The organism is Paenibacillus sp. sgz302190, assembly GCF_059820445.1.
In genome coordinates this window covers 14,777-35,874 of record NZ_JBZYAO010000034.1, presented here as the reverse complement: position 1 = coordinate 35,874, position 21,098 = coordinate 14,777, and the positions used below count along the sequence as shown (strand labels likewise).

At 55.6% G+C, this 21,098-nt stretch carries 15 protein-coding genes; 5 read left to right on the top strand and 10 right to left on the bottom strand.

Going from position 1 to position 21,098, the window contains the following annotated elements; translation table 11 throughout:
- Nucleotides 1–720 precede the first annotated feature (720 nt).
- Both AC6RNO_RS27880 and AC6RNO_RS27875 read right to left on the bottom strand, forming a co-directional pair.
- Complete coding sequence (locus AC6RNO_RS27880; protein WP_497107482.1) at nucleotides 721–1,557, bottom strand: TIM barrel protein; 837 nt, start codon at nucleotides 1,555–1,557, stop codon at nucleotides 721–723.
- 3 nt (nucleotides 1,558–1,560) lie between these two features.
- Nucleotides 1,561–2,655 (bottom strand): Gfo/Idh/MocA family oxidoreductase, encoded by a 1,095-nt coding sequence (locus AC6RNO_RS27875; protein WP_497107481.1) that lies wholly within the window; start codon nucleotides 2,653–2,655, stop codon nucleotides 1,561–1,563.
- Between the two features lie 129 nt (nucleotides 2,656–2,784).
- Here AC6RNO_RS27875 and AC6RNO_RS27870 point away from each other — a divergent pair, with 129 nt between their 5' ends.
- Nucleotides 2,785–3,669: a helix-turn-helix domain-containing protein gene (locus AC6RNO_RS27870; RefSeq protein WP_474684668.1), complete on the top strand. Its 885-nt coding sequence runs from the start codon at nucleotides 2,785–2,787 to the stop codon at nucleotides 3,667–3,669.
- Between the two features lie 4 nt (nucleotides 3,670–3,673).
- Here AC6RNO_RS27870 and AC6RNO_RS27865 read toward each other — a convergent pair whose 3' ends face one another.
- A complete protein-coding gene (locus AC6RNO_RS27865) occupies nucleotides 3,674–4,708 on the bottom strand; it encodes a substrate-binding domain-containing protein (RefSeq protein ID WP_497107480.1) in 1,035 nt (344 codons plus the stop codon).
- A gap of 105 nt (nucleotides 4,709–4,813) precedes the next feature.
- On the opposite strand from AC6RNO_RS27865, the gene AC6RNO_RS27860 reads away from it, so the two are divergent.
- Together AC6RNO_RS27860 and manA are read left to right on the top strand one after the other, a co-directional pair.
- Nucleotides 4,814–5,728, top strand: a complete 915-nt coding sequence (locus tag AC6RNO_RS27860; protein ID WP_474684666.1) for an ROK family protein — start codon at nucleotides 4,814–4,816, stop codon at nucleotides 5,726–5,728.
- 31 nt (nucleotides 5,729–5,759) lie between these two features.
- Nucleotides 5,760–6,701: a mannose-6-phosphate isomerase, class I gene (gene manA, locus AC6RNO_RS27855; RefSeq protein ID WP_497107479.1), complete on the top strand. Its 942-nt coding sequence runs from the start codon at nucleotides 5,760–5,762 to the stop codon at nucleotides 6,699–6,701.
- 912 nt (nucleotides 6,702–7,613) lie between these two features.
- Here the strand turns inward: manA and AC6RNO_RS27850 are convergent.
- The 5 genes from AC6RNO_RS27850 to AC6RNO_RS27830 all read right to left on the bottom strand — a co-directional run bounded on the left by AC6RNO_RS27850 (nucleotide 7,614) and on the right by AC6RNO_RS27830 (nucleotide 13,558).
- The gene (locus tag AC6RNO_RS27850) at nucleotides 7,614–9,302 is read right to left on the bottom strand and encodes a methyl-accepting chemotaxis protein (protein ID WP_497107478.1); all 1,689 of its coding nucleotides are present in this window, start codon (nucleotides 9,300–9,302) and stop codon (nucleotides 7,614–7,616) included.
- A 128-nt stretch (nucleotides 9,303–9,430) separates the two neighbouring features.
- The gene (locus tag AC6RNO_RS27845; protein ID WP_497107477.1) at nucleotides 9,431–10,357 is read right to left on the bottom strand and encodes an AEC family transporter; all 927 of its coding nucleotides are present in this window, start codon (nucleotides 10,355–10,357) and stop codon (nucleotides 9,431–9,433) included.
- A gap of 39 nt (nucleotides 10,358–10,396) precedes the next feature.
- Nucleotides 10,397–11,923 carry a tripartite tricarboxylate transporter permease gene (locus AC6RNO_RS27840; RefSeq protein WP_497107476.1) on the bottom strand — a complete coding sequence of 509 codons (1,527 nt, stop codon included), beginning with the start codon at nucleotides 11,921–11,923 and terminating at the stop codon, nucleotides 10,397–10,399.
- A 55-nt stretch (nucleotides 11,924–11,978) separates the two neighbouring features.
- Nucleotides 11,979–12,440 carry a tripartite tricarboxylate transporter TctB family protein gene (locus tag AC6RNO_RS27835; protein WP_488436729.1) on the bottom strand — a complete coding sequence of 154 codons (462 nt, stop codon included), beginning with the start codon at nucleotides 12,438–12,440 and terminating at the stop codon, nucleotides 11,979–11,981.
- A gap of 29 nt (nucleotides 12,441–12,469) precedes the next feature.
- Nucleotides 12,470–13,558 carry a tripartite tricarboxylate transporter substrate-binding protein gene (locus AC6RNO_RS27830; protein WP_497107475.1) on the bottom strand — a complete coding sequence of 363 codons (1,089 nt, stop codon included), beginning with the start codon at nucleotides 13,556–13,558 and terminating at the stop codon, nucleotides 12,470–12,472.
- A gap of 231 nt (nucleotides 13,559–13,789) precedes the next feature.
- Between AC6RNO_RS27830 and AC6RNO_RS27825 the strand changes: the two genes are divergently transcribed.
- Together AC6RNO_RS27825 and AC6RNO_RS27820 are read left to right on the top strand one after the other, a co-directional pair.
- On the top strand, nucleotides 13,790–15,415 hold the full coding sequence (locus AC6RNO_RS27825) for an ATP-binding protein (protein WP_497107520.1): 1,626 nt from the start codon (nucleotides 13,790–13,792) through the stop codon (nucleotides 15,413–15,415).
- Entirely contained in the window at nucleotides 15,396–16,112 is a 717-nt protein-coding gene (locus AC6RNO_RS27820; RefSeq protein ID WP_488436731.1) for a response regulator, read from the top strand. Before AC6RNO_RS27825 ends, AC6RNO_RS27820 begins: the two co-directional genes overlap by 20 nt.
- A 741-nt stretch (nucleotides 16,113–16,853) precedes the next feature.
- Here AC6RNO_RS27820 and AC6RNO_RS27815 read toward each other — a convergent pair.
- Both AC6RNO_RS27815 and AC6RNO_RS27810 read right to left on the bottom strand, forming a co-directional pair.
- On the bottom strand, nucleotides 16,854–17,153 hold the full coding sequence (locus AC6RNO_RS27815; protein WP_497107474.1) for a hypothetical protein: 300 nt from the start codon (nucleotides 17,151–17,153) through the stop codon (nucleotides 16,854–16,856).
- Between the two features lie 287 nt (nucleotides 17,154–17,440).
- Nucleotides 17,441–20,995 carry a cohesin domain-containing protein gene (locus AC6RNO_RS27810; RefSeq protein ID WP_497107473.1) on the bottom strand — a complete coding sequence of 1,185 codons (3,555 nt, stop codon included), beginning with the start codon at nucleotides 20,993–20,995 and terminating at the stop codon, nucleotides 17,441–17,443.
- Between the last annotated feature and the right edge of the window lie 103 nt (nucleotides 20,996–21,098).

Here is a 21,098-nt window from a genome sequence, read left to right as displayed (position 1 = left end):
AGAAAACCTGCAAACATAAGCCCGCCCAGATACCTCCGCGCCAGAGCCGGGTCTTTACATTTGCCCGGCTGTGCGAAGAAAACCTGCAAAAATACATCTTTTTTGCTGCTAATACACCGGCCGCGAAACAATTCCTGCAATTGTGCAGGTTTTTCGCCGGGCGCAAAGGCTCAGGTTCATTTCCATCGAAAATTCCTGCACAATCGCAGGCTTTTCGCCAAAATGAACCTTTTTCCCGGACAAAGCCTGCACTTTTGCAGGTTTTGTCCCCGGCCTGGCCTGCCAAGCCGCCTCACGGCCCTCCGTCGTGCAGCGCCCCGCTGCGTGCTATACCCTTCGCCGTGCATCACCCCGCTCCGCGCAGTGCAGTGCCCCCCGCCATGCAGCACCCCGCTGCGCGCAGTACCCTCCGCCGTGCAGCGCCCCGCTCCGTGCTGTACCCCCGTCGTACGACGCCGCAACCCGCTCCGAGACTTGTTGGGAGAGGCAGGCGTTCTCTCCGGCCCTTCCACGCAAGCTGATTTTGCAAGTTTGCGCGTCTCTCTCAGCCCGCTAACGTACGGCTTGTCCGCCGGCGAAAAAAGCTCCATCGAGCTCTTTCGAAAATGAGCGTCCGCCGATCAGCATGCTGCCGCCACGCGCTTTATCACTGTAATGCGGTAAAAAAGAGCAATTTTGCAGAACAACCCTGCAAAAATCGCTCTTTTCATGGCGGATCGTTTATAGGGCCGCTGCGGAAAACACCTTATCGAATCCCGCTTTGGATCGCTGGACAAGGCTTTCGGGCGTGCCCGCAGGCGGTTCCGCGGATAATATCTCCTGGGCGACGACGCCCCGGTATCCGATTTTGTGCAGCCCTTGCAAAAAGCCGGCCAAATCGATGACGCCCTCGCCGGGGTAAATGCGTCCGTTGTCGAGCGCTTCCTCAACCGGGACGTCCGGCGCGTCGTTGATGTGGACATGGACGATTTGCTCGGCGCGCAGACGCTCGATGTCGCCGACCGTCGAACCGTTCGTATACCAGTGGAACGAATCGAACAGCAAGCCCACGCTGCGCTCCCCGATCGCATCGATCCAGTCAAACGTTTCATCGATCGTCCAGATGAACGGGTTCGCCCAGCGGGTCCGCAAATGGTGCGGCCCGACGAATTCCAGCGCGAGGCGGATGCCGTACGCGCCGAGAATTTGCGCGCAGGTGCGCAGCCGCCGCGTTGCCAGCGCCATGAAGTGCGCCGCTTTCAGGTCGGTCGACGGCAATATGTAGGTGCAGCAGCTCGCGCACCCCAACGCGGCCGCGGCGGCAGCCGACTGCGCCAGCTTGCCGACGCCGTCAAGGAACGCTTCCTCGGTCGTCCGCCATTCGACCGGAAGTCCGAATGCGCCGACGACGACGCCATGCTTTTGCAGCAACGCCTTCGCTCCTTCAACACCGTGACGCTCCACAAGCGCCAGGGCATCCAAATCGACCGATTGAAAACCGTATTCGGCCGCCAATTCGATGAACCGCTCGTCGCTCTCTATTTGTCCCAGCCCAGACCGGGTTAATCCTCTCAGCATCTGCTATGCCCCCTCCGATTCGTCCAAATTCCAGTTCAGCTTCACTTCATTGCCGGTACGGGACGATTCGTAAATCGCATCCAGCACCAGATTGTTCGTGAGTCCGCTCAAAGCCGAAGTAATCGGCTCCTTGCCTTCACGGATGCACGCCAAAAAATGGCGGCTCAGGCGCAGACGCTCACCCTCGTCGTTCTCCGGCCTGCGCAGCTCGGTTTCGATCGCCCGGTCGAACTTTTCGGTCAGCAGCTTGCCCTGCGCACCGCGATAGCTGGCTCCGCCTTCCGAGCCCATCAAATGCACGAACGGTGTGTTGTCGGTATCCATGTGCACGGCCCAGCTTACTTCCAGCGACAGCGTGCTGCCGTTGTCCATTTTGATCAGCGCCGTCGCCAAATCTTCCACATCGTAGATGCCGTTCCAATCCGGTTTCCCCCAGGTGCCGATCCCTTTGCGGCGGGGGCCGAACTCCGCGTAAGTCGCACCGTAGACGGAGACGGGCTTCGGATTGCCCATCAGGTACAGCGCGAGATCCAGCATATGCACGCCGATGTCGATCAGCGGACCGCCGCCGGATTGGTCCATCCGCGTGAACCATGTCCCCCAGCCGGGAATCCCCTTGCGCCGGAACCAGCCGGCTTTGGCCGTATAAATATGGCCGAGCTCGCCCCGCTGTGCCTGCTCCTTAATTTGCATCGGAACGGCTTCCCAGCGCATTTGGTGGCCGATCATGACGACCTTGCCGGCCGCCCGGCTAGCCTTCCAAATTTGCCGCGCCGCAGCTGAATTGATGCCCATCGGCTTTTCCAGCAGCACATGCTTGCCGGCTTCGATCGCCTGCACCGCAAGCGGCGCATGGAACTGGTTCGGCACGCCGATAATGACCGCATCCACATCGGGGCTTTGAATCAGCGCCTCGGGGGACGCCGCAACGTTGGCGATGCCGTGTTCTTTCGCCCTGGCTTCCGCAAGCGGCAAATAGGCATCGGTTATCGCAGTAATTTCGCACTCATCGGCCAGTTTGGAAAATTGCTCGATATGTACGCCCCCGATATTCCCGGCGCCTATAATTCCGATCCTCACTTTATTGCTCACTGCCATTTCTGTTCCTCCTTAACGCATAAGCTGAGTATGTATCCTGTTCCTCTGCCATTTATGGTAAGATAAAAACAAAAAGAAAGCGTACCGTATTTTTCGAAAAACGTCCCAATTTTTCGGAGGACCACAAACATGACTTACTTTCCCGCTTATTTGAAAACGTATCCAAATATGCATTCGGCGTTCCCGTTTCATCTCAGCCTGCACCGACTTGAGCACGGCTTTCGCGCTCACCGCCACGATTTTCTGGAGTTTTCCTACGTTGTGGAAGGCGGCGGGTCCGAGGCGATCAACGGAATGCGCCATCCGATGCTGCCCGGAACATTCACGTTCGTCTTGCCGTACCAGGTACACGAGCTGTTCACCGATCCCGGAAGCACTCTGGTGCTGTACAACTGCGAGTTCAGCATGGATCTGCTGATGGAAGCAAGCGCCGAGGAAGGATTGTCCGGCCTCATCAACGACGCCGACCCGCTTCCCGCCTACGTACAGCTGGGCGAGCAAGAGCAGGCGCGGATGCGGCTCTTATTGGAAGACATGTTCCGGGAATACCAAGGGGATGAGCGCTGGCGGCGCACGCTTTTGCAGGCGAAGCTTAAGGAAATTTTGATCCGCTTCGACCGCTGCCGAAGGTCAGACGGCCAGCCCTCATCGGCGGCAGCGCCCGCATCCAAAGCCAGCCTGTCGGTATGGCCGATCATTCACTACATCCACAGCAGCTACCAGGAGGAGCTGTCGCTGTCCGATCTGTCCGCGCGGTTCTCGATGAGCGTGTCCCGAATCAGCGAAGTCATCAAGCAAACGACCGGGCAAACGTTCGTTCATTTTTTGCACGATTTGCGCCTCCGCCACGCCTGCAGCCTGCTTGTGTCCACCGACATGAGCGTTGCGGAAATCGCCCACGAAGTCGGGTACGGCTCGTACAAGACGTTCTCCCGCATTTTCCGGGAAAGCAAAGGCGTCGTGCCGAAAGATTACCGCAAATTGAAAATGGCCGGAGGCGCCAAAACGCTTTAGGCGGTCAGTCCGCTGCCGCCACCGAATGCCGGACGGTCAGTGCCGCGGGGACGCCCCACTTCAAAAACGGCTGCTCCATCGGCTCCATCAGCAGCCACGCCACGGCGGCATCGCACATGCCGGCTTTATCCACTTTCATCGTCGTCAGCGGCGGGTCCGACGTCTCCGAAAGGGCCAGCCCGTCAAATCCGATGACGGACATGTCCTCGGGAACCCGGATGCCGCGCTCGCGCAGCGCCGCGATCAGCAGCAGCGCGATTCGGTCGTTCCCGCAAAAGAACGCCGTCGGCCGCTCGGCCAGCCCGTCCAAAAAAGCGTCCAGTTCCTCCGCAGTAAAGGCAAAACCCGCAGACTCCAGCAAACAAAAATCCGCGCGCTCCGCGGCTCCGCTCTCCCGCATCGCCTTCCAATAACCGAACCACCGCTCCTCATGGCTCGTCGTCAAGTTCGTCGGGCCGATAAACCCGATGCGCGTATGGCCGCGGCCGAGCAAATAGCGGACCGCTTCATATGCCCCCTCGATATTGGCCGACGTCACGACCGGACCGGGGAGGCCGCGATGATAGGAATCGAACATCAGAACCGGACCGCAGCGCTGCCGGACCATCTCGGCGTATTCCCGATCCACAATCCCGAACAAAATCATTCCCCGCGAAGGAAGCGTAAGCACCAGCTCGGGCAGCTTCAGCCGCTTTTCCATCTCATCGCTGATTCTCAAAATAACGGCGTTGAACCCTTTTTCCCCGAGCCGTTTTTCCAGCCCCCAGATCAGATCGTGGTAAAACAAAAAATGATCGTTATCCTCATAGCTCATAATTCGATCCGGGACAAGCACCGGCACAGCCGCATGCTCCTGCCGCTGCGGACCTCCGGCTTCCGCCACCATGCCGTAGCCCAGATCCCGGGCGGCCTGCAGCACCTCCTGCCTGAGCTGCTCGCTGACGCCCTTTTTGCCGGACAGCGCCAAAGAAACGGCATTTTTGGAGACGGCAAGCTTATCCGCAATATCCTGCATCGAAACTTTTTTCGGCCTTGGCATGATGTTCATTTCCTCCCGCTTATGATACAATCAACATAGCTTGACAATAATCAATTTCGTCAAGTTTTGTCAAGTTAAAAGCCCATATTTTTGGAGGGAAGACCTTTGAGTTTAGCTATTGGAATCGACATAGGCGGAACGAAAACCGCCATCGGCATCGTGGATGCCCAAGGCAGCATCATTGCCAAAAACGCATTAAAAACCGACCTCGCCGTTCCACCGGCGCAAATGGTGGAGCGAATCGCGGCCGACGTGCAAAAGCTGATCGCGGACAGCGGTGCAGACGCCGCCGCCATTCGCGGGATCGGCATCGGCGCTCCCGGACCGCTGGACCCTGCCGGCGGTAAAATTACTTGCCCGCCCAACTTGCCGGGCTGGCAGGATTTCCCGCTGGTGCAAGAGCTGGAGCGCTATCTTCGCTACCCGATCCGCATGGAGAACGATGCGACCGCCGCTACGCTCGCGGAAAAATGGGTCGGCGCCGCCAAGGACAGCGACCATTTCGTTTTCATCACGATCAGCACCGGAATCGGCTCCGGCATTTATTTGCACGGCAAGCTTTTGACCGGTTCCAGCGGCAATGCCGGCGATGCCGGGCACATGGTCGTTGACCCGTCCGCCGGGCGCTGCGTCTGCGGGCAGTACGGCTGCTGGGAATGGGTCGCTTCCGGAACCGCGATAGCGAGACAAGCCTCGGAGCGGTTAGGAAGAACGGTTACTTCCAAAGAAGTATTCGAGCTTGCCGCCAGCGGAAACGCGGAAATGACCGAGCTGACGGCCAAAATGTACCATAACATCGGCGTCGGCTGCGTATCGCTCATCAACATTCTGGACCCGGACAAAATCGTCATCGGCGGCGGCGTGTCCCAAGTCGGCGAGCCGCTTTTTCAGGCTGTCAAAGCCTATGTATCCGCTCATGCATTGAACCCGACCGGACGCAGGACGGACATCGTCCCGGCCTCGCTGCACACCGATGCGGGGCTGGTCGGCGCCGCGGCGCTCGTCCATCTTGCTTATTAAGCGTTCAAAAACAGAGAGGAGCTTGACAAACATGGAACCGATTTTTCTCGAACCGGTATTCAAAGACCGCATCTGGGGAGGCACGAAGCTGAAGGAGCTGTTCGGCTACGACATTCCTTCCGCGCTGACGGGGGAATGCTGGGCGGTCTCCGCCCATCCGAACGGCCAAAGCACGGCCAAAGGCGGGGCATTCTCCGGCACGACACTGGGCGAGCTTTGGGAGAAGCGGCCCGAGCTGTTCGGATCGAAGGCGGGCAAATTTCCGCTGCTTACAAAAATTCTCGACGCGTCGGACGATCTCTCCGTACAGGTGCATCCGGATGACGCTTACGCCATGGAGCACGAAAACGGCGAGCTCGGCAAAACCGAGTGCTGGTACATCGTCGACTGCGAGCCTGGGGCGGAAATCATTTTCGGCCACAGAGCGCAGTCCAAAGCGCAGCTTGCAGCCATGATCCAGGCCGGCGAGTGGGACGAGCTGCTGTGCCGCGTCACCGTGAAGCCGGGAGACTTCTTTTACGTCCCCAGCGGAACGATTCACGCTCTCGGCAAAGGGATCGTCGTGCTGGAAACCCAGCAAAGCTCCGACACCACGTACCGGGTGTACGATTACGACCGCAAAGACGCGGCAGGCAACCTGCGCGAGCTTCATTTGGAAAAAGCGGTCGAGGTCACGACCGTCCCTCATCAATCGAGCGCAGCGGAGTATCTCGTGGAGACCAGCGGCGGCGCCCGGATTACGACGTTCGTCTCCAATTCCTTTTTTACCGTGCAAAAATGGGACGTAAACGGCTCCTCCTCCTTCGCGGCTCCGGCCAAATACACGATCTTCAGCGTATTGTCCGGCGAAGGCGCGCTGCAAACGGAAACCGGCAGCTTCAGCCTGCGAAAAGGCGACCATTTCATTCTGCCGCTAGGATTCGGCAGCTACCGGCTGGACGGACAGCTGGAACTCATCGTTTCCAGCGAGTAAGGCCAGCGGCCGGGCGGAAGCGCCCGCTGCTGCGGCAGCGCTCGGCAGCGCCGCGTGCTTGGGCGCTCGGTGGCGCCGCAGAGCTGGGGTCAAAAGCCTGCAATTGTGCAGGCTTTTTTGGCGAAAACGGCCCGTTTGGAGGAAAAGCCTGCGATTGTGCAGGCTTTTTCCTGTTCTGACGGGGCGGAGCCCCAAATGTTAGCGAAAAACCTGCAGTTTTGCAGGAATTTCGCCAAGGCGGCACATCCTGCGGTAAAAAGATGCACTTTTGCAGTTTTTTTGCTCAGCGCCACACCAAATGCAGATCACAGCGCGCGGTGTGCGTGGTGCGTTTGTGAAATGTGTGGTATGTTTTTTTTGGGCTTGTGTGGTGTATGTCGTGTATCATGCGTGGTACGTTTGGGATATGCTGGTATGCGTGTTTTTGGTTTGTGTGGTGTGTACCGTATGACGTGTATCGTGGGTGGGTGTGCGCATGCATGGTAGGTGGCGTGTTGTATGTACGTGTGGTATGTACGTGTATCGTTTGTGGTGTGTACGCGTGGTTTATGTACCGTGTATCGTGTTATGTGTACGTGTGGTTTGTGTCATGTATCGTTTGTGGTGTGTGCGTGTGGTATGTTCGCGTATCGTTTGTGGTGTATGCATATGGTATGTGTGCCGTGCATCGTGTTGTATGTGCGTGTGGTCTGTGCGTATAGTATGTCGTGTATCGTCTGTGATGTGTTGTGTTGTGTGCGTGTGAGGCGGGTGGTATATGGCACTGCATAGACGGCGGCCGACATGCTGGCGGCCTGTTTCGCAGCAGTCCGGAGCGCCGCGCGGCACCGGCGCACTGCTGCTGCGCGGTTTCACCCGCGGCGGCGGGGACGCGCATCAAAAAAAGGAGGGCCGGCGGCCCCCCTTTTTAAATTACACCTTGAATTTCCCGACAAGTGTTTGTAAATCTTCCGCCATGGATGCCAGCGAAGCTGCCGAGGAAGAGATTTCTTCCATGGAAGCCAACTGCTCTTCCGAGGCTGCGGACACGCTCTCCGTTCCTGCCGCCGCTTCTTCCGACAATGCCGCCACGACCTTGATCGAGCCCACGACCATATCTGCGCTTGCTGCCATTTGCTGGACGGCGGCGGACACTTCTTGGACTTGTCCGGCAACGTCGCCGACGGATTGCTGAATGTTTTCGAACGAGTGGCCGGCTTGCCGGATAATCTCGGTTCCTTCCTGCACTTCTTTGGTGCTCGCTTCCATAAATTGTACGGCTTTGACCGTATCGCTTTGAATATGGCGAATCAATGCGGTAATTTCGCTCGCGGACGAGCCGGATTGCGCGGCAAGCTTTTTCACTTCGCCTGCGACGACGGCAAAGCCCCGGCCGTGTTCACCCGCCCGCGCCGCTTCGATCGCGGCATTCAGGGCAAGCAAATTCGTTTGCGCGGCAATTTCCGTAATGGCCGAAACGATTTGCTCGACCTCTTGCGAACGGGTCGCAAAGCCTTTGATAACTTCCGATAACGATTGAATCGAGCGTTCGATGGACGCCATCTGTCCGACAGCGGTTTGCAGCGACCGGTTTCCTTCAATTGATGCTTCCGATGAATGGGCCGACGATTGCGAAATTTCTTGAATGCTGGAAGCGATTTGCCCGATTCCCATAGATATTTCATCGATGACGACTACGTTATGCCGCAAATCGGCAACCTGCTTTTGCGAACCGGAGGTGACGTCCTGCATCGTCAGAGCGATATGTTCCGTCGCTTGGCTCGTTTGTTGCGCGCTGGCCGTCAACTGCTCCGACGAGGATGCGACCTGGACGGAAGCGAATCCGACCTGCTGCATGATCGAACGCAAATTGCCGAGCATTTGGTTGAAATAACGCGCCAGATCGCCGATTTCATCTTTGGAGGCAACGGAAAGCTGCTTCGTTAAATCGCCTTCGCCCTCGGCTATTTCTTTAATTTGCAATGTTACCTGGCGCACAGGCTTCGTAATTTTATTGGCCAAAAAAAGCGCGATAAGCATCCCCACTACGATGGCGGTAACCGTTACCGCTACATTGACCTGAAAAGACAGCTTTTGCCTGGAGTCGACCTCCCGTCTTTGCTCCACCACTTCTTTGGCAAGCTTGTCTTTGTAGGCGATCAGCGTATTGATGACAGGTTCAAAAGTAACTTCCGTATAGGCTTGCTGCGCCTTTTGAACGGCATTTTGTTGAAAAAGTATAAATGTAGTTTCGTTTCCTTTTTGGTACTTTTCCCATTCGGTGCTAAAAGATTTAAGCGCCTGCATCTCCGTTTCGTCATGCTGCTCAGCCATAACCTCCTGAAACTTGCTTGTGGCATCCTGCACATATTGCCGGTATTGGGCCAAAAACTTCTTTTTGTTCTCATCCGTAGCGCTCATCAGATACGATGCCCCGCTGTCGTCGGCAGTGCGGCCCAAATAAGTCAGATTTTGCAGCTCGGTCAATTCGGATGAAGCTTTGTTCATATCTCTCACAAGCAGGTCGACTTGATACTGGGTCACGATGTTGCCTACGATCGCCGCCGTGAATAATACCATCACTACAATAAACCCCAAAATTAACTTGATGCGAATGGACATCCGTAATCCTCCTCTAGTTGATCATACTGATTTAGATTATCGGCATATTGAACCTTTTCTTTTAGGCTGTATTCATTCTTCATGTTGATTTTAGATAAAAATAAACCACCTTCTTCCTAAAAGGCGGTTTATTGGAACAAAATCCCCGACACATACACGGCGGCAGCGACGGTTACGCTGCTGAGCAGCGTGGACAGCAGCACGGCCTGTGCGGCAAAATCGGGCTCGTTCCCGTATGCCAGGGCAAACACGGCGCTGTTTCGCGAGGTCGGGTATGAGCTTGCGATGAATAAAGCTTGCGCGGTCGTGCCTTCCAGCTGCAGGGCCGCAATGAGGCCAAACGCAATGGCCGGCGACAGCAGCAGCCTTGAGATCACGCTTGCCGCAAGAGGGAAGCTCAAGTGATTGAAGCGCAAATATGCGCTTTGCGCGCCAAGCGTGACCAGCGCGATCGCCAGAAAAGCGCCGGAAACATTTTGCACGGGATTCCACAAAAAAGACGGGATCGGAACGTCCGACAATTTGAGCAAAAAGCCGAGCGCAAACGCGTACATCATCGGATTTTTCAAAAGCTCCTTAACCAGCTTGCTTCCCTGGCTGCGAACGGAAACGGCGTTCATAAACCCGAACGTGTTGGTCAGGAAGTTCTGATAAATCATGACGATCACCTGCACGGAAAGCCCGACGGGATTATGTTGAAACACAAGCTGGCTAACCGGCAAGCCGAAATTGCCCGAATTGCTGAGGACGATGCTGTTGGTAAAGCTGGAAGCGAGCCCCCTGCCAAACTTTGATGCCTTTGCGACGGCTTTGCCGACCGCGATCAAGACCGCCGTTTGCAGCAGCAGAAAACCGGCAATTTGCAAAAGCGTGCCGCCGGCAAGGTTGCTCTGGTAAATATTCGTGAAGCTCACGCACGGCAGCAGGAAATACGCATTGATTTTGGAAAGCGTGTTCATATCGAAACGGAATATGCGATGCATCAGCGCACCGGCGGCGATCAGCAAAAATACAGGGAAAATCACATTCAGCAAAATCAGCGAAAATACGCTCATAACCCTTTCTCCTCGTCATCATGCATGGCTGCGCCATCGTTATCCTTCCTCGTTCACCAGCACGTTTCTGCCTCTCATTTTCAGCAACAGCGGAACCGTGATCCATAGCAGCCCGACGAACAGGAACGCGAGAGAAACCGGCTTTTGCACAAAGATCATGAAATCGCCGTTGGAAATCGTTAGCGCCCGGCGCATGTTGTTTTCCATCATCGGACCGAGAATGAGCCCGAGCACGAGCGGGGCAAGCGGGTAATCGTTTTTCGCCAAAAAATAGCCGACAATGCCGCAGCCCATAATGAGCAGCAAATCGAAGGTCGAATATTGAACCGCATACACGCCGAATACGGAGAACACAATGATCAGCGGAATCAAATATTTGGTCGGAGTTTCGATCACTTTGGCAAACACTTTGACCAACGGCATATTGAGAATGAGCAGCATCAGGTTGCCGACGAACATGCTTGCAATCACTCCCCAGGCAAGCTGCGGGTGGTCCTGGAACAGCAGCGGGCCCGGCTGGACATTGTACATAATAAAGGCCCCCATCAAAATGGCCGTTGTGCCCGAAGAAGGAATGCCCAAGCTGAGCAGCGGAATCATGGCGCCGCCCGAAGCCGCGTTGTTGGCCGACTCGGGCGAAGCTACGCCTTCGATTGCGCCCTTGCCGAAGCGCTCCGGGGTTTTGCTCAGCTTTTTCTCCACGATATAGGCGAAAAATGAAGCGAGAATCGCTCCCGCGCCGGGCAGCAAGCCGATAAAAAAGCCGAGAATGGAACCGCGGGCGATAGGAGCGGCGCTGTCTTTCAAATCTTTTTTGGTCGGGAGAATCCGGTTGATTTTGGCCAGTTCTCCGTCATTACTTTCCCGCTGCAAAATCGTTTTAAACACTTCGCCTACGGCAAAGGTGCCGACCGCCACGGTCAAAAATTCCAGTCCCTGATACAGCTCGGGAATGTTGAACGTAAACCGCTCGACGCCGGATACGCTGTCGATGCCGATCGTGGCCAGCAGCAGGCCGAGCGCGGTCATCATCAGCGCCTTGACCATCGATTTGCCGGCCAGCCCGATGATCGCGAGCAGACCGAGCACCATCAGCGAAAAATATTCGGCAGGGCCGAATTTGATGGCGACCTCGGACAGAGGCCGCGCCATGAAAATCAGGCCGATCAGCGAGATGATGCCTGCGGCAAAAGAGCCGATGGCCGAGATGGCCAGCGCCGCGCCCGCCCTGCCCTGTTTGGCCATCTGGTAGCCGTCCAGCGTCGTCACGACGGAGGAAGACTCGCCGGGGGTGTTCAGCAGAATCGAAGTCGTCGAACCCCCATACATGGCGCCGTAGTACACCCCGGCTAACAAAATGATCGAGCTTGTCGCCGCTTCCTCGGGGCTCAATCCGTTCGTCATCGTCGCCGTAATCGGAATCAGCAGCGCGACTCCGCTCATCGGGCCGATTCCGGGCAAGACGCCGACTACGGTCCCGATCAGCACGCCTATGAAAACAAACGCCAGATTGTGCCACTGCATCGCTGTACCCAGACCGTGAAGCAAGTATTCAACCGTGCTCACAACTATAACCTCCTAAAAGTTTTCCGCAAAAAACTTGGCTTCTGGCAGGAATAGGCTAGGAAAAACCTAACCAAGCCGGGAAACCGGGCAGGGAACCGTCCAGCACATGGACGTAAAGATAATAAACGCCATAGGAAAAAGCTATGGAGATGAGCAGGGAAATCCATATCCTGCCCTTTTCCATCGTCTGGAAACCGATCATCAAAAAGAGAAACGTCGAAATGACAAACCCGACATCCTCCAGAAAATAGGCGTACAAGACAGCCGACGCAAAAATGATGCCGAACCGCTTGTAGTCCAAATTTTCCTTGCGCTTCTCCGCCTGCTGATGGCGAAATGTTTCATAAACGAGCCTGACGCTCAGCAGCGCCAGGATAATGCCCAGCACCATCGGGAATATGTTCGCCCCGACATTGCTGCCGTAGGCGCTGGCCGAAATGCTGTTGCTGCCGACGACAAACAGCGTGCCTACGGCAAAAAATACGATTCCGGCATAACGGTCGAACGTTTTGTTCATTTTCAGCCATCTCCTGTTTAAAGACGCTCTTATTTTTGCATGCCCAGCGCCGTTAAAATATCTTTGACCTGCGTTTCCTGCTGCGCCAGATAAGCTTTGAAATCATCCGCTTTCTTGTACTCGGTCTGCCAGTTGTTGGCCTGTACCTCTTTTTTCCATGCGTCCGACTCCACCATTTTGCCCAGCGTGTCCTCCCAAAACTTTTTCGCGCTCTCGCTCATCTCTTTCGGTCCGAAAATACCGCGCCAAATCAAAAATTCCGCATCGATGCCCTGCTCTTTCATCGTCGGCACATCTTTCATGCTTCCGCCCAGCCGCTCGGGCGCCGCTAACGCCAGCACTTTGATTTTGCCGGCTTTCAAATACTGGTCCAGGGAGGAAGCGTCCGTCCCAAGAATGTCGGCATTGCCGCCGAGCAGCGCCGTTATCGCTTCGCCGCCGCCATCATAGGAGACGTACTTCACTTTTTTCGGATCGATGCCGAATTTGAACGCCGGAAGAATCGAGACTACATGATCCATCGAGCCCGGAGCCGATCCGCCCGCTACCGTGAATTTGGCCGGGTCCGCTTTCAAATCGGTCAGCAGCGACTTCAGGTCGTTATATTTGGAGCTTGCGGATACTGCAACCGCGCCATAATCCTTGGTCAGCTGCGCCAGCGGGGTCGTGTCCTTGTAGCCGTAAGGAGAGTTGCCCTCCTTTTTCAAATTGTTAATAAGGATCGGCGGCGAGTTGACGAACAGTTTGTAATTGTCCTTCACATCTTTGGTGGCGTATTCCGCCATGAAAACAGCTCCGCCTCCGCCCGGTTTGTTTTCCACCGTAATCGGTTTGTTCAGCGCTTTGGTGTCCGCCAATACTTTGACGATCGTGCGCGCGGTCATATCCCAGCCGCCGCCGGCGCCCGACGGAGCGATCAGGCTGAGCGCCTTTTCCGGATACTTGGAGGCCCCTGCTTGAGCAGTTGCGGCTGTCGTCGCCGCCGGAACCTTCGCTGCCTCCTTGCCCGAGCCGCCGCTCGTTGAAGCCTGCTGGGCACCGCCGCCGCATGCAGCCAAGCTGAGCGCCAGCAAGCCGGCCGAAGCCGCTTTCCATGAAGCCGCAAAAATTCGTGTCATTCCAATACCCCTCCATGATAAATTGTATGTGTAAATGAATGCGCTTTCTTATAAACGTTTTCAGAATAACATGAGGCTTATGAATTGAATAGTTTAACGCGATTAACGATAAAAAAAGCGTTTTGCGCATTTTGTTCATATTGTTCACGGCGGGCTGCGGACTATTTTTAACTGAAATGATAGCGCTTTATGTTACAATAACAGCAAAAAAAGTGTGGTGCTTTGAGGACGATGCGTCTGCAAACGAAGCTTATTTTGATCATCTGTTCCCTGCTTGCATTTGTCATCCTTAGCCTTGGAGGCACTCTATATTATGTCATTTCCTCCGTACTGGAGGAGCAGATCGGCACCCGTGCGCTGAAGGTAGCGGAAACTTTGGCTTCCATGCCCGATATCCGGGAAGCCTTCCATCAGCAAAACCCTTCCGCGGTCATTCAGCCGATCGCCGAAAACATCAGGTTGAAAACCGATGCGGAATATATCGTGATCGGAAACCGGGATGGCATCCGCTATTCGCATCCTCTGCCGGAGCGGATCGGCCTGGAAATGGTCGGCGGAGACAACGGCCCCGTCCTGGAAGGCCGGTCGATCATCTCGAAGGCGGTCGGCTCGATGGGCCCTTCCCTGCGTGGCAAAGCGCCTGTGCTGGATGCGGACGGCTCGGTTATCGGCATCGTGTCCGTCGGCTTTTTGACTGAGGATGTCGATCATATTACCGATGTTTATCAGGATCAAGTGTACCTGATTTCTTTTATCGTACTGACCGTCGGCCTCAGCGGCGCGGTGCTGATCGCCCGCAGTGTCCGCCGCTCCATCCACGGGCTGGAACCGCAAGAAATCGGCGCGCTTTATACCCAGAAGCAGGCGATTCTGGAATCGATCCGCGAAGGAATCATCGCCGTCGACCGGAAAGGCACCATTACGATGGCGAACCGCTACGCGCTGCAGCTCCTGCGCATGCCGGAACATGCCGACATCGTGGGCCGGCAGGTGGAAGAAATGATACCGAACACCCGGCTTCATGAGGTCGTTCGGACAGGCGTCGCCGAATTCGACCGGGAAATGCTGATGGGCGATCATGAAGTTATCGTCAACAGGGTGCCGATGACCGATTTGCAGCACCGCGTGATCGGCGCCGTGTCAAGCTTTCGCAGCAAATCCGAGCTGTACCGGTTAGCGGAGGAATTGTCCCAGGTAAAGCGGTTTGCCGACGCGCTGCGGGCGCAAACCCACGAGTTTTCCAACAAATTGTATGTCATCTCCGGCTTGATCCAGCTTGAATCGTACCAGGAAGCCGTCGAGCTGATTAGCCGTGAATCGAATGTGCATCAAAACCTGGTGCAATTTATTATGAAGGAAGTGCCTGATCCCATGATCGGAGGGCTCCTCATCGGCAAGTACAATCATGCGACAGAGCTTAAACTGACATTCGAGATTGACCCGGAGAGCACGTTCAAAGACATCCCGGAACAAGTCGACCGCAACTTGCTTGTTACGATCATCGGCAATCTGGTGGACAATGCGATGGAAGCTGTGCTTGCCGGGGCCAACAGGCATAACGGCCATGTCAAACTATTTTTGACCGATCTGGGAGAAGATTTGATTATCGAATGCGAAGACAACGGAATCGGCATTCCGGGCGAAACGGGCAGCGCCGTTTTTGAAAAAGGATTTTCGACAAAAGCGGGAGAAAACCGCGGCATCGGACTTTCGCTCGTCCAGCATGCGGCAAGCAAGTTGAACGGATACGTCACCTACGGTAAAAATCCGGCAGGGGGCACGAACTTCACCGCCGCCATTCCCAAAAATAGCGAAGTCGCCGCAAGGAGGAATTTCAATGGACATTCGGCTCCATAAACCAAGCGTTGAAGTGCTGATTGTCGAAGATGACGTGAAAATCGCCGAAATCAACCGGAGATTCATTGAAAAAGTGCCCGGCTTTAAAGTCGTCGGCATCGCCACCGATGACATTCAGGCAAAAGAACAGCTGGAAGTTCTCGTTCCCCATCTGGTGTTCCTCGACATCTACCTGCCGAATGCGAGCGGCCTGGATATTTTGCAGTACATCCGGCAGCATTACCGCGAGACCGATGCCATTATGATTACCGCCGCCAAAGAAGTCGACGCGGTGCGCGAAGCTGTCCGCAGCGGGGCGTTCGATTACATCATAAAGCCGCTCGTCTTTAACCGGCTCCAGGAAACGCTCGTCCGTTACCTCGATTTTCGCCGCGAACTGAGCCGGTTGAACGAGAGCGCCAGCATCAGCCAAAGCGATGTCGACCGGCTGCTCTCGGGAACGGCCAAAAAAGAGCCCGGCCCCGACGCAGCGCCATTGCCCAAAGGCATCGACAAATTGACGCTGGTCAAAGTTGTCCAGGCCATATCAGGCGCGCCGGCGGGATTGACGGCCGACCAGATCGCCAAGCTGATCGGCGTGAGCCGTTCGACAGGCCGGCGCTACCTGGAGCATCTGGTCGGGTCCGGCGACCTTTACGCCGATCTGTCCTACGGCGTCGTCGGCCGCCCCGAACGGGTATACCGCAGCAGGAAGTAGCCAACCAAGCGGCGTGCGGAAATGCAATGCTTGCAATGCACATTGGTGAGGCGCATCTCTATTAACGTGTAAAAAACCTGCGAAAGTCAGATTGTTGATAAAGTGTCGGGTTAGAGGAACAAGCGGGGCTACAGCCGTTCCTCCTTAACCTGCCCCTGCCCGAGTTGCGGTGCTGAAGTAAGCCGCTCCTCTCCTGCACAGGTTGCAGAGCTGAAATAAGCCGTGCCTCTCCTCCACGGGTAGCAGAGTTGAAGTATCCCATGCCTCTCCTCCACGGGTTGCGGTGCTGAAGTATCCCATGCCTCTCCTCTAAGGTTGCTGTGCTGAAGTATCCCATACCTCTCCTCCACGGGTTGCAGTGCTGAAGTACCCCATGCCTCTCCTCTAAGGTAGCAGAGTTGAAGTATCCCGTGCCTCTCCTCTACGGGTTGCAGTGCTGAAGTATCCCACGCCTCTCCTCCACGGGTAGCAGAGTTGAAGTATCCCATGCCTCTCCTCCACGGGTTGCAGTGCTGAAGTACCCCATGCCTCTCCTCTACGGGTTGCAGTGCTGAAGTACCCCACGCCTCCCCTCCGCGGGTTGCTGGGCTGGAATAAGCCACGCCTCCCCTCCGCGGGTTGCGGGACTGAAGTGGGAGAGCTAAAGCGGTCTGACAGGAAAAAAGCCTGCGAAAGTGCAGGTTTTTTTCACAAAAATGGCCCATTTTGGCGAAAAGCCTGCAATTGTGCAGGAATTTTTGGTTAAAACGGGGCTGAGGCCATGTTCGCGGCGAAAAGCCTGCACATTTGCAGGAATTTTTCACAGCCAGCGTTTCTACCGAGCAAAAACTGTACTTTTGCAGGTTTTCTTTCGCTCAACCGGGCAGATGGTGCGACCGGCTCTTGATTGTGGGCGTATGGGTTGCTTGTAGGCGTATGGGCTGCCTGTGGGCGTGCGGGCTTCTGGGCGGCCTGGAAAGTGCAGGCTTTTTTTGCACTGCGCGCAGCTCCCAGCGCGTGGTGTTGCTCTGCATGACGGCGGTCGATCGACCACATTTCCATGGAAGCGGCTCGCTTGGAAAACAAACCCGCGAACGCACACAAACGTACAGGGATTTCCACTCATAATGAGGCCGATCCCTAATTTTCAACCGAAATTGCTGCACTTTATACGAGTAGATCTGATTACTTTCAATCTGTGGGGTGGCGTTCGTGGCGGTATCGAGGGCGCAAAAGGATTCACAGCAAGTTTTCTGCGCATGACGACCAGGGGGTGCTGCCAACACGTCGCCGCCTAAAGAAAAAACGCCTCCCCGCGTACATAGGGGGAAGCGTTTGAGACATGCCGGTTATTGTGATAAAACTTTTCTGGCTACGATTGTGAGGTCCATGATGTCGACTTTGCCGTCGTGGTTGACATCCGCAGCCGGCAGCCAGTTCGGGCTTGCCGAAGTTTCGCCGTAGTGCGCCGCCACCATTGCCAAATCGCCGATACTGAAGCGGTCGTCCCCGTTCACATCCCCTGGAGCGGCTACATTCACCGAGGCCAGGAACGTCTGAATCGCGGCGTTCAACTGAGTGACAGCCTGATTGATTTGCGTCTGCGTCGATGACGGGTTGTCGGCAACCGCCTTGGCCTGATCAATGGCAGCTTGCAGGGCGTCGATTGCAGCCCGCGGATATTGACCGGCTTTCGTGCCTTCCACTGCCGTATCGTGCTTCGACTGTGCGTCTGCGATCAGCGAACGCAGCGCAGCCGTATCCGTAACGATCAATTGCAGGCTGTGGGAAGCCCCGGCTAATTGCCGTTCTTCGCCGTTCCCGTCGGCCACCACGACATCCGACATATACACGGTACTTGTCACCGACTGCGCCAGCGGGTTGACCTTGAAGTTCAGCTTCAATATTTGCCCGCTGTTCGCTGCAGTTATCGCATGCTCTGCGCCCTGACTGGCCGCAATGATACGAATATGTCCCGGCGTCTCGGTCTGGCCTACGACCGCTACGCCGTCGAGCAGCGGTTCGGCGGAAACAAATTGCAGCTGGCCCGGATCGTAAGTGACCGTCAAATCCTGGGCGTAAATGCTGCCATACACCGAATCGGTGACGGCGTTTCTAAGGCCGTAGGTCAAATCGAAAGACTGGCCGGCCTGAACGCTGTCCGTTCCCGTTAAAGTGGCTGACGCATTTTCGTCGACGATGATGATCCAACTGATCTGCGGGTCGGAGTTGGTTGCAAGCGCAGAAGCGGACCTGTGAACCGTTACCTCCAGGTGCCCGTCGGTTACTTTCACTTTGTCGTATCCGAGCGAATCGTAAGCATCGGTAAACACGTATCCGCTCGTTTTCGTTTCTCCGTTGATGCGGATATCCGCTTTACGGTTCCCTTTGGAATATTGGTACCAAGGATCGTAAAGACCGACGTACACCGAATAGGCGCCATTGCCAAGATCGAACTTATACGTCAGATCGTCCCCGGCATTGCTGGCGAGATAGCGCAGAGATGCGTACAGATTGCCCGAAGCGTCGCCGGAAGTTTTGGTGCTGTTGCCGACGTAGCCCCATGTTTTGCCGTTCACCGGATCGTACTGCTGGTCGATGACGGACTTGTTGATCAGCGTATTTTGCATGTATGAGCTCCAGATGCCGTAATCGCTCGTCGCCGCCCCGCCTGCATGCACAAAATACAGCACGTGGTCGGGCACAACGGCAATCTGGATCTTGATGACCCGGCTCCCCAAGGCGGTCAGCGTGCCGTTCACGGAAACCGTACCCGGCTTGGCAAAATCGGCTGCGTTCAGCGACCAGACGACCGGCGTCTCCTTGATCGTACCGTCCGTGTCAGTCACATTCAACACAGCGGGCAAAACGGGAGGCTGGCCGACAGCGGCTTTTTGCGGCAGCGCAGTATTCACCGCAATTTTTCCCATGCTGTCAAGCAGGCTCAAATTCCACTGGTCGTACCATTTCAGCGCAATTTCGTCGTTTTGCCCGAATTCGACCGGCAGCCAAATGTATCTCGAATCTTTCAAATTGCTTTCATTCCAACGGTCGGCCATGAAAATGAACTTCCCTTTGGCGGGGTCGACGGGCAGCACATACGTGCTTTGCGAATCGAACGTCGTCGAAGCTTTCGCTCCCACGGAAGGATCGCGCATCGCTTTCCACTCACCGAAAATCCGGTCGGCCATCGTATACATCGCGCGGTTTGGCGCCCATCCTGTAGCGCCTGAAGTGATCAAGTAGTATTTGCCGCCATATTTGAACATTGCGGGCGCCTCGCGCTGCGCGCCGGGAAAGACGCGGATGTAATCGACGCCGTACTGGGCTTTGTAGGTCGTATCGCGGGTTTCCAGACCATCCTTATGCCAGCCGACGATATCCGTATACGAGTCATTGAGCTTTGAAATATAAATCGTCATATTTTCTTCGCTGGAATAAATCAGATAGGCCGTGCCGTCATCATCCTTGAACAAGTTCATATCGCGCGCCATGCCGGGCTGGTTCGGCTGGCCGTCATACGTGGCCCCGGGCGGCACGCGATCCATGCGGTTGCTCACCTGATAGACGAAAGGCCCCGTCGGCGAATCGCTAAGCGCATAACCGGCTTCGGCTTTTGCATAATTCGCGGTGGAAGTGGCGCTTGGCCCGTCCGTATGCATCCACATAACATATTTATGCGTTTTTTCGTTATAAATCACCTTCGGCCTTTCGATGATCCGCTGGGTGCCGATGTCGTTGAAAATATCCGCACGGTCCGTTCGGCCGGCATAAATCCGGGAAATGAGCGGATCGGTGTCAAATTGCTCCAACGACCCGATTGCGGTTAAGGCAAGACCTTTGTCTTCCCAATTATAAAGATCCTTGGAAGCATACACTCGCACTCCTCTGGCGGGAAGGTAGCCGTTCGTTTTGTCCTCGCCGTACCAATAATACGTTTGGCTCGGCTCATCGTAGAGCATGCCGCCGCCATGCGCCTGAATGGGCGCTCCGTTCGTGTCTCTCCAGACAGCTCCCGGCGTAAAAGAGTTATAGACCATGTCCGGCGCCAATCCGGCTACCGCCTGGGCCAGATTTTCCATGGCTGCGCGAATTTCATTTTGCTTCGCAGCCACGTCCGCAGCGCCGCCGGCAATGCTCGTTGCCAGAGCGTTGGCGTCAGCGATCACGGCATTCAGCAGCTGCACCGTGTATTTGCTGTAGCCCGGCTTTGCGGCTTCCGCCTGTGCCGCCGCGATTTTGGCCTGCAAGTCGGAGAGCGGGATGAGCGTATTTTTGCGAACAATAATGTAGTTGACCAAGGGGTCATTGTAATTGCTCAAAGCCGCCGTAGACGGCCCTTGAATATCGACGTTCAGTTCGCCGTCGCCGACGTGCGTCTTCGTATAAGTCACTTCCTTCTCGGCGCCGTAGCTGCCGATATCGTAATCGCCGCCCGACACATTAGTGCCTTCGAGCACAATGTTGACGCTTCTGCCGCTCCACGGATTTTTAAAACCCAAAGTTACATCGTAATCGCCTTCCGGCAGCTCGAACTTGTAGCTCAACGCTTTGCTTCGCACTTGCGTTCCATTATAATAGCGGAGCGATCCGTATTTATTGGCGGCATTGGTGACGTTTGTTGCGCTCGTTGTGGTGGTCAGCCCCCATTTTTTTCCGGTGACCGGATCTTTGCCGTAGATCTGCTCCGTGCTGCCGGCGTACAAGCCCATTTTATCCGTACCTTCGACCGTAGCGGGCGTAGGGTCTCCGGCGTTGACGAAGTAAAGAATATAATCGTTATCTTTCAGCTGCTGCTCCGTTAGACCCGTATCCGCCGCTGCGGCAGGCGCCGTATAAGCGAACGACAAACTGCCGAATAAGGCCAAAGCAAGCGATAACGCCTGAATCCTGCTTTTGCGCAATGAAGATCCCTCCTATAAATGTTCGTTTAAAATCTTTTCTGATACATTTTGTATCAAGACGAACACGACAATGCCTTTCAAGACAAGCCGTCGCATTCGGCCA

What these genes read in the sequence shown, in the direction of transcription:
- AC6RNO_RS27880 (WP_497107482.1), bottom strand. Translation starts at nt 1,557, where the DNA reads ATGCTGAGAGGATTAACCCGGTCTGGGCTGGGACAAATAGAGAGCGAC.
- AC6RNO_RS27875 (WP_497107481.1), bottom strand. Translation starts at nt 2,655, where the DNA reads ATGGCAGTGAGCAATAAAGTGAGGATCGGAATTATAGGCGCCGGGAAT.
- AC6RNO_RS27870 (WP_474684668.1), top strand. Translation starts at nt 2,785, where the DNA reads ATGACTTACTTTCCCGCTTATTTGAAAACGTATCCAAATATGCATTCG.
- AC6RNO_RS27865 (WP_497107480.1), bottom strand. Translation starts at nt 4,708, where the DNA reads ATGCCAAGGCCGAAAAAAGTTTCGATGCAGGATATTGCGGATAAGCTT.
- manA (WP_497107479.1), top strand. Translation starts at nt 5,760, where the DNA reads ATGGAACCGATTTTTCTCGAACCGGTATTCAAAGACCGCATCTGGGGA.
- AC6RNO_RS27850 (WP_497107478.1), bottom strand. Translation starts at nt 9,302, where the DNA reads ATGTCCATTCGCATCAAGTTAATTTTGGGGTTTATTGTAGTGATGGTA.
- AC6RNO_RS27845 (WP_497107477.1), bottom strand. Translation starts at nt 10,357, where the DNA reads ATGAGCGTATTTTCGCTGATTTTGCTGAATGTGATTTTCCCTGTATTT.
- AC6RNO_RS27835 (WP_488436729.1), bottom strand. Translation starts at nt 12,440, where the DNA reads ATGAACAAAACGTTCGACCGTTATGCCGGAATCGTATTTTTTGCCGTA.
- AC6RNO_RS27830 (WP_497107475.1), bottom strand. Translation starts at nt 13,558, where the DNA reads ATGACACGAATTTTTGCGGCTTCATGGAAAGCGGCTTCGGCCGGCTTG.
- AC6RNO_RS27825 (WP_497107520.1), top strand. Translation starts at nt 13,790, where the DNA reads ATGCGTCTGCAAACGAAGCTTATTTTGATCATCTGTTCCCTGCTTGCA.
- AC6RNO_RS27820 (WP_488436731.1), top strand. Translation starts at nt 15,396, where the DNA reads ATGGACATTCGGCTCCATAAACCAAGCGTTGAAGTGCTGATTGTCGAA.
- AC6RNO_RS27815 (WP_497107474.1), bottom strand. Translation starts at nt 17,153, where the DNA reads ATGGAAATGTGGTCGATCGACCGCCGTCATGCAGAGCAACACCACGCG.